Source organism: Dactylosporangium sp. NPDC000244 (genome assembly GCF_040300725.1).
GTDB lineage: Bacteria > Actinomycetota > Actinomycetes > Mycobacteriales > Micromonosporaceae > Dactylosporangium.
Map to the genome: position 1 here is coordinate 21,229 of NZ_JBEPEH010000072.1, position 7,463 is coordinate 28,691.

The 7,463-nt window shown below is 71.6% G+C and carries 7 protein-coding genes; 6 read left to right on the top strand and 1 reads right to left on the bottom strand.

The window, feature by feature from the left end:
- The first annotated feature begins 265 nt into the window (after nucleotides 1-265).
- From ABT369_RS55065 to ABT369_RS55080, 4 genes are all read left to right on the top strand, one after another.
- A complete protein-coding gene (locus tag ABT369_RS55065; protein WP_350626265.1) occupies nucleotides 266-511 on the top strand; it encodes a hypothetical protein in 246 nt (81 codons plus the stop codon).
- A gap of 211 nt (nucleotides 512-722) precedes the next feature.
- Nucleotides 723-1,778 carry a LacI family DNA-binding transcriptional regulator gene (locus ABT369_RS55070; RefSeq protein ID WP_350626267.1) on the top strand — a complete coding sequence of 352 codons (1,056 nt, stop codon included), beginning with the start codon at nucleotides 723-725 and terminating at the stop codon, nucleotides 1,776-1,778.
- Between the two features lie 227 nt (nucleotides 1,779-2,005).
- Nucleotides 2,006-2,602 carry a cytochrome P450 family protein gene (locus tag ABT369_RS55075; RefSeq protein WP_350626269.1) on the top strand — a complete coding sequence of 199 codons (597 nt, stop codon included), beginning with the start codon at nucleotides 2,006-2,008 and terminating at the stop codon, nucleotides 2,600-2,602.
- A 366-nt stretch (nucleotides 2,603-2,968) separates the two neighbouring features.
- Nucleotides 2,969-3,694 carry an isocitrate lyase/PEP mutase family protein gene (locus ABT369_RS55080; protein WP_350626289.1) on the top strand — a complete coding sequence of 242 codons (726 nt, stop codon included), beginning with the start codon at nucleotides 2,969-2,971 and terminating at the stop codon, nucleotides 3,692-3,694.
- 571 nt (nucleotides 3,695-4,265) lie between these two features.
- Here ABT369_RS55080 and ABT369_RS55085 read toward each other — a convergent pair.
- Nucleotides 4,266-5,288, bottom strand: coding sequence for a LacI family DNA-binding transcriptional regulator (locus tag ABT369_RS55085; RefSeq protein ID WP_350626271.1), 1,023 nt, complete (start codon nucleotides 5,286-5,288; stop codon nucleotides 4,266-4,268).
- Nucleotides 5,289-5,382: 94 nt separating this feature from the next.
- On the opposite strand from ABT369_RS55085, the gene ABT369_RS55090 reads away from it, so the two are divergent.
- Together ABT369_RS55090 and ABT369_RS55095 are read left to right on the top strand one after the other, a co-directional pair.
- Complete coding sequence (locus tag ABT369_RS55090) at nucleotides 5,383-6,060, top strand: cupin domain-containing protein (protein ID WP_350626273.1); 678 nt, start codon at nucleotides 5,383-5,385, stop codon at nucleotides 6,058-6,060.
- Between the two features lie 9 nt (nucleotides 6,061-6,069).
- A complete protein-coding gene (locus ABT369_RS55095) occupies nucleotides 6,070-7,221 on the top strand; it encodes a Gfo/Idh/MocA family protein (RefSeq protein ID WP_350626275.1) in 1,152 nt (383 codons plus the stop codon).
- Nucleotides 7,222-7,463: the final 242 nt, after the last annotated feature.

The window sequence follows — 7,463 nt, forward strand, 5'->3', positions numbered from 1 at the left end:
CCTCGCCTCCTTCCTCCTCCTCGCCTCCTTCCTCCTCCTCGCCTCCTCCCTCCTCCTCGCCTCCTCCCTCCTCCTCGCCTCCTCCCTCCTCCTCGCCTCCTCCCTCCTCCTCGCCTCCTCCCTCCTCCTCTCCGCCTTCCTCGACTCCTGCGCGGTGCCTACCCTCCATCGTCGCTTTACCGATATAGACTTGACCGGTACAGGATCGCGGGATTACTGTACCGGTATAGCCACGGTTTACCGGTACAGACGGAGGAGATCTGCCATGAGCACGTTCCCGTTCGCGATGGTCGTGTCCCAATCCGCGCTCTCGGAGGAGTTCGGCGGCTCCTGGAACGGCGAGGCCTTCGAGTACGCCAGCGCCCTGCCCAACGCCCCCGTAATCGGCCACGACGCACCGGCCCGCCCACCGCGCGCCTACCGCACGCGCACCGCCCTGGCCGCGACCCTGCGCAAGGCCGCGGAGGCCGTGGCCCCCGCTCCCGCGGTCCGCTCCCACCCGGCCCGGTAACGCCCCCGCGCGCCGCGCTCACCTCCAAGCGTCCGTTCCTGTCAGTTTCACGGCTCGTGCCTGTCCATCCGAGCGATCCGACCCGCGCGTTGCGCGATCCGGTCCGCCCGGGTGGCGGGACAGCGGCCCGGCCCCGGCGGTGGGCTCCCGCACGGCGAGTTAAGGTCTGCGGGGAGGTATCGACGACATGGGAGGCGCTGCGGTGGGAAGGGTGACCCTGCAGACGATCGCCGACCGGGTCGGCGTGAGCCGGATGACGGTTTCCAATGCGTTCTCCCGTCCGGACCAGCTGTCCCCGACGCTGCGCGACCGGATCCTGGCGGTCGCGGACGAGCTCGGCTACGTAGGCCCCGATCCGGCCGCGAGGGCCCTTGCCAAGGGCACCACCGGCGCCGTGGGCATACTGCTGACCGACTCGCTCAGCGCGGCCTTCGGCGACGAGGTGGCGACCACGTTCCTGGGCGCGATCGCCGACGAGCTGGCCCCGACCGGCCTGGGCCTGACCCTGCTGACCACCACCGCGGCCGGCAACGTCATCCCGGCGCGGGACGTGGCCATGGACGGCGCCCTGGTCTACTCCTGCGACCCCGAGAACACCGGCGTCGAGTGGCTGATGCGCCGCAAGATGCCGATCGTCTTCATCGACCAGGTCCCCGCCGAGGGCGTCCCCGCCGTCAACGTGGCCGACCGAGCGGGCGCCCGGGCCGCGGCCCAGCACCTGGTCGACCTCGGCCACCGCCGGGTGGGCATCGTCACCTCCGGCATCCGCGGACGCCACGGCCTGATCGGCCCGGACGCGACGGACGACATCATCGACGGGTTCGTGGCCGGCCAGCGCCTGGCAGGCTGGCTGGACGCCCTGACCCCGGCGGGCATCACCCCGCCCATCGCCCGCCAGGCCCACGGCGACCCCGACTCGGGCTACCGGGCCGCGCGAATGCTGCTGGAGGCCCCGGAGCCCCCCACGGCCGTGCTGTGCTTCTCCGACGCGTTGGCCCAGGGCGTCATGGAGGCCGCGGTCGACGCCGGCCTGTCGGTGCCGGACGACCTCTCGGTCGTCGGCTTCGACGACAGCCCCGCCGCGGCCCGGATGCGCCCGCCCCTGACCACGGTCCGCCAGGACATCCACGCGAAGGGCCACGCGGCCGCGGCCGCCCTGACCAGGGCCATCGAGGCCGCCCGCACCGACGACCCGGCCCCGGCCGAGCACCTGTGCCTCCCGGCCGACCTGATCGTCCGCTCCAGCACCGCCGCCCCGCGCGTTTAACGCCAGGGCCTTCCGGCCGACCTGATCGTCCGCTCCAGTACTGCCGCCCCGCGCGTTTAACGCCAGGGCCTTCCGGCCGACCTGATCGCCCGCTCCAGTACTGCCGCCCCGCGCGTTTAACGCCAGGGCCTTCCGGCCGACCCGATCGCCCGCTTGGGCACCGCGGCCTCTGCCTCCCGGCTCCCGGTTCGGCCGCCTCCGAACGATTCCGGCCCTAGCTTGGGGGCATGCTCACCCTCCCAGTTCCAGAGCCGGACCCCGCTCCCACCGGCATCGGCTGGCTCCGCTCGACCGTCAGCCGCTTCGCCAACGGCGCCGTCCACGCCCGCCGCCGAGCGATCGTCGAGGACCTTCTCGCGGGCATCGACCCCGCCGACCTGAGCCGCCCCTACGACGAGCACCCGGTCGCGCCCCTCGCACGGGCGCTTGGTTTCGACGGGGCTGCCGAGGACGTGCGGGTCGATGGGGTTGTCGAGGACGTGCGGATCGCGGCGGCCGCCTACCAGACCGGGGACACTGCGGCCGACGAGGCCGTCGAGCGGCTGGTCATGGTGTTCGGCGGCGCGCACGACGAGCGGACGGCCGCGCACATTCAGCTGCTCGTCCAGGCGTGCGATGCGACGGCGACGCTGATCGAACGTGCACGGACCCGCCCCGTGGACGAGGTGCTGCGCGACGACCCCCCGGTGCTCGCCACCCGGCGGGTCGCCCCGGACGGCTCGATCATCGCGGTACCCCTGGAAGGGCGCCCGTTCGGCGAAGGGCCGCGAGCCTGTCCCGGCCGCGAGCACGCCCTCGCCCTCGTGGAAGGAGCCCTGCGATGACCGGACCTGGACTCCGTTGTCGGCCGTTGCGCATATGAGCACTCGCGGGAGGTGGATGGTGATGGCCGGGTTTGGGAAGCTGCACGATCGAGCCCTCGTGGATGGCGCATCGCGCGATGACGCGGCTTGGCCTCGGCTGTCGCCCGTTGCGCGTTCGAGCGTTCGTGGGTGACGCATCGCGATGATCGGGCTTCGGGTTCGGGCGGCTGCACGTGTGCGCGCCACAGAAGGAGCACTGTGAGATGACCCGGCTTGGGGTTGACCGGCGGCGGCTGCGCGAATGGGCGGTCGTGGGTGGCGCATCGTGGTGATCTGGGGCCGGGTTCGGCGGTTGTACGTATGCGCAGTTGCGGAAGGAGTTTTGCGATGAGTGACGGATTCCGGGAGTTGCACGTGCCTGGCCGGCCGCTCGTGTTGCCCAACGTCTGGGACGTGGCCGGGGCCCGGATGCTTGCCGCGGCCGGGTTCGCCGCGGTCGGCACCACGAGCCTCGGCGTGGCCGCGAGCCTCGGGCTTCCCGACGGCGAGGGCGCGAGCGTCGACGAGACGCTGCGGCTGGTGGGGCGGCTGGCTTCGCTGCCGTTGCACGTCACGGCCGACCTCGAGCGCGGTTCCGTCGCCGCGGCCGTGGCCGCCGCGGAGGCGGGGGCGGCGGGGGTGAACATCGAGGACGCGTACGGGGACGCGGACGAACACGCGGCGCTCATCCGGGCCGTGAAAGCCGCGGCGCCCGCGCTGTTCGTCAATGCGCGAACCGACACTCACTGGCTGCGGGCCGGAGACGTCGACGAAGCGATTCGACGTGTTCGTATGTACAGGGACGCGGGGGCCGATGGCGTCTTCGTGCCCGGCGTGACCGATCCGCGTGACATCGAGCGGCTGGCCGCGGCGGTCGACGCGCCGCTGAACGTCCTCGCGCTGCCGTTCGGGCCGTCCGTTCGTGAGCTTGCCGAGCTCGGGGTCGCGCGGGTCAGCACCGGGTCGTTGCTCTTCCGGGCCGCGCTCGCGGCGATGACGGAGACTGCATCGGCGGTACGGCTGAATGAACCGCTGCGCGCGGACCTTCCGTCCTATCAGGACGTCAACGGCTGACGGCTGCCACCTCCGCCAGACGTTTCAGCCGCAGCCCGAAACCGGCGAGCCGTGTGAGGCGCCGGACGGCGACGAAGAGGGCATCGGGCTGGGCGCCCTCGTCCTGCCCCAACGAAGACCTCGAACTGCTGCCCTCCAGCGGCCGCCTCGCCGTCGAAGTCGATGGCGAGTTCCTCGCGTGCCGACCTTGCCTCCGGCGAAGTCCGCGACGCGCGATGGTGAGTTCCTCGTGTGCTGACCTTGTCTCCGGCGAAGTCCGCGACGCGCGATGGTGAGTTCCTCGTGTGCTGGCCTTGTCTCCGGCGAAGTCCGCGACGCGCGATGGTGAGTTCCTCGTGTGCTGGCCTTGTCTCCGGCGAAGTCCGCGACGCGCGATGGTGAGTTCCTCGTGTGCTGGCCTTGTCTCCGGCGAAGTCCGCGACGCGCGACGGCGACGGGGGAGTCGTTGGACATGAGCGACTGTGCACGCACCTGTGTCCGTTCTTGACGTCAACAGTCAACCGCTGCTGTCGCCGCCGGGCGGGGGCGAGGCATTGGCGGTACACCTGGATGAAGCGTGGCGCGAGGACGTTCAGGATTGCAGCGGTTGTGTGCTTTCGCGGCGGATCAAGGTCGCCTCGGCCGGTTCGATGCGCGGGGTGTCGGTGTCGTGAGCCTCGTCTAGGGCCATCGACATCGCGCGGGCGCCCATTTCGGCGAGCGGCAGGCGCACCGTGGTCAGGGCCGGCGTCACGTCGCGGGCGATCGGCATGTCGTCGAAGCCGACCAGGGAGATCTGGTCCGGCACCGCGACGCCCCGCGCGCGCAACGTGCTCAGGGCGCCCACCGCCATCTGGTCGTTCAGCGCCACGACCGCGGTCAGGTCGGGGTTGGCGTCGAGCAGGGCCGTGACCGCCTCGGCGCCGCCGTCGCGGTCGAAGCCGGCGTACGCCACGCGCCGCGCCGGCAGCGTCCGGCCCAGCTCGCGGGCCGCGCGCCGCAGCCCGGCCAGGCGGTCCGTGGTCGTGGTGAGCACCTTCGGGCCCGCGATGACCCCGACGCGGCGGTGGCCGGTGCCGAACAGCTCGCAGCCGGCCAGGTACCCGCCCTCCTCGTTGGCCGGCATCACCGCGTCGCCGGGCAGCTCGTGGCGGCCGATCACACTCACGCGGCCGCCGGTGCGCGTATATGCAGCGAGCTTCGCCTTCAGGGCCTTGGTGAACGCGGCGTCGTGGTACCCGGAGCCCGCGAGGACGATCGCGGCCACCTGCTGGGCGCGCAGCAGCTCGACGTATTCCAGCTCCCGGGCCGGGTCGCGGTAGCTGTTGCAGATGATGCTCAGCCGGCCGTGGGCCGTGGCCACCTGCTGCAGACCGCGGGTGATCTCGGCGAAGTACGGGTCGGAGACGTCGTGCACGATCACGCCGACGGCGGTGCGCTGTGCGCGAGCGAGCAGTTGGGCGTGCGCGTTCGGCACGTACTGCAGCTCGTCGACGGCCCGCAGCACCCGGGCCCGCAGCTCGTCGGTGACCAGCTTGGTGCTGCCGCTGATGATCCGGGAAGCGGTGGCCGGTGACACGCCCGCGCGGCGAGCAACATCGGCGAGCGTCGCCATCATGGTCTCCTTTGCGCATTGACCCGCGATCAGCGTACCGGCTAGCCTCAGGAAAGCGGTTTCCTGCATCCGGGGGTCGGACATGAGTTCTCAAATGCCGGGAGCGATCGGCGTGTCGCGGTTGTCGGTGTATGACACCACCGCGCCCGACGGTCTGCACGGTGGCACGCCGCACATGCATCTGACGTGCTCCGAGGGGTACGTCGTGATCGCCGGCGAAGGGCGGGTGCAGACGCTGTCGGGGGAGGGCTTCCGCGAGACCCCGCTGCGGGCCGGCACCGTCGCCTGGTTCCGGCCGGGCACCATCCACCGGCTCGTCAACGACGGCGGGCTGCAGCTCGTGGTGCTCATGCAGAACAGCGGCCTGCCCGAGGCCGGCGACGCGGTGCTGACGTTTCCCACGCACATCCTCGGCGACCCGGACGAATATCGCGCCGCGGCGACGCTGCCGGGCGGCGGCGACCTTTCGCCCGCGTACCGTCGGCGCGACCTGGCCGTGACGGGCTTCCTGGCGATGCGGGCGGCCGGTCCCGAGGCGTTCACCGAGTTCTGCCGCACCGCCGCCGGGCTGGTCGCCCCGCGCCTCGGCGAGTGGCGCAAGCGCTGGGAGAGCGGCGCGCTGGAGACCGCGCTCGAGACCGGCCGGCAGCTCGACGCGCTCGAGCGGTCGGACGTCGCCCATCTCGCCGACGGCGGCATCGAGGTGCTGCCGGGACCGACCGAGTCGGGCAAGCACGGCATGTGTGGCCTGCTCGCGACCTACATTCCCTGAAGGAGACCCGTGAACCGCGTTCCGATCGGCATCGTCCTCAACGGCGTGACCGGCCGCATGGGGTACCGCCAGCACCTCGTCCGCTCGCTGCTGGCCATCCGGGAGGAGGGCGGCCTGCCCGCCGGCGACGGCCGGCGCATCTGGCCGGAGCCGATCCTCGTCGGGCGCAACCAGGCCAAGCTCCAGGAGATCGCCGAGCGGCACGGATTGAGCGAATGGACAACCGACCTTGACGCCGCCCTGCACCGCGACGACGTGCAGATCTACTTCGACGCGCAGGTGACGCAGCAGCGCGAGAAGGCCATCCGCGCGGCGATCGAGGCCGGCAAGCACGTCTACACCGAGAAGCCGCTCGCCGAGGACACCGCGGCCGCCGTCGACCTGTGCCGCGCCGCGCGCGCCGCCGGGGTCAAGCACGGCGTGGTACAGGACAAACTGTTCCTGCCCGGATTGCGCAAGCTTGCACGGCTCGTGGAGGGCGGCTTCTTCGGCCGCATCCTGTCGGTCCGGGGCGAGTTCGGCTACTGGGTCTTCGAGGGCGACTGGCAGGCGGCGCAGCGCCCGTCGTGGAACTACCGGTCGGCCGACGGCGGCGGGATCGTCGTGGACATGTTCCCGCATTGGCAGTACGTGCTGGAGCGCATCTTCGCCCCCGTCCGCTCGGTGCAGGCGACGATCGCGACGCACATTCCGTCCCGAGTCGACGAGTCCGGCACCGTGTACGAGGCGACAGCGGACGATGCGGCATACGGCACGTTCGAGCTCGAAGGCGGCGTGATCGCGCAGATCAACTCGTCGTGGGCCGTGCGCGTGTACCGCGACGAGCTCGTCGAGTTCCAGGTGGACGGCACCCACGGCAGCGCGGTCGCCGGGCTGCGGGAGTGCCACATCCAGCACCGCGGGTCGACGCCCAAGCCGGTGTGGAACCCGGATCTGCCGGCTACTGAGCGTTTTCGTTCGCAGTGGCAGCAGGTGCCGGACAACGAGGCGTTCGACAACGGGTTCAAGGTGCAGTGGGAGCAGTTCCTGCGCCACGTGGTCGACGACGCGGCGTTCCCGTGGGACTTCGCAGCCGGCGCGCGGGGCGTCCAGCTGGCCGAACTGGGCCTGGAGTCAGCACGCACCGGCCGCCGCATCGAGATCCCCGCTCTGGACCTCTAGCCGACGCGTTCAGCCGCACTCGCCCGCGTTCGCGCGTTCGCCCACGCCCCTTCGCGTTCGCACGCCCGTTCAGGTTCGCGCGCTTGGATTCGCACCTTCCGGTTCGCACGTTCGGACGTCTGCTCGGGTTCGCACGTTCCGGTTCGCACGTTCGGACGTCTGCTCGGGTTCGCACGTTCCGGTTCGCACGTTCGGACGTCCGCTCGGGTTCGCACGTTCCGGTTCGCACGTTCGGACGTACG

Coding starts and splice junctions, on each gene's coding strand:
- ABT369_RS55065 (WP_350626265.1), top strand. CDS start 266: ATGAGCACGTTCCCGTTCGCGATGGTCGTGTCCCAATCCGCGCTCTCG.
- ABT369_RS55075 (WP_350626269.1), top strand. CDS start 2,006: ATGCTCACCCTCCCAGTTCCAGAGCCGGACCCCGCTCCCACCGGCATC.
- ABT369_RS55080 (WP_350626289.1), top strand. CDS start 2,969: ATGAGTGACGGATTCCGGGAGTTGCACGTGCCTGGCCGGCCGCTCGTG.
- ABT369_RS55085 (WP_350626271.1), bottom strand. CDS start 5,288: ATGGCGACGCTCGCCGATGTTGCTCGCCGCGCGGGCGTGTCACCGGCC.
- ABT369_RS55090 (WP_350626273.1), top strand. CDS start 5,383: ATGCCGGGAGCGATCGGCGTGTCGCGGTTGTCGGTGTATGACACCACC.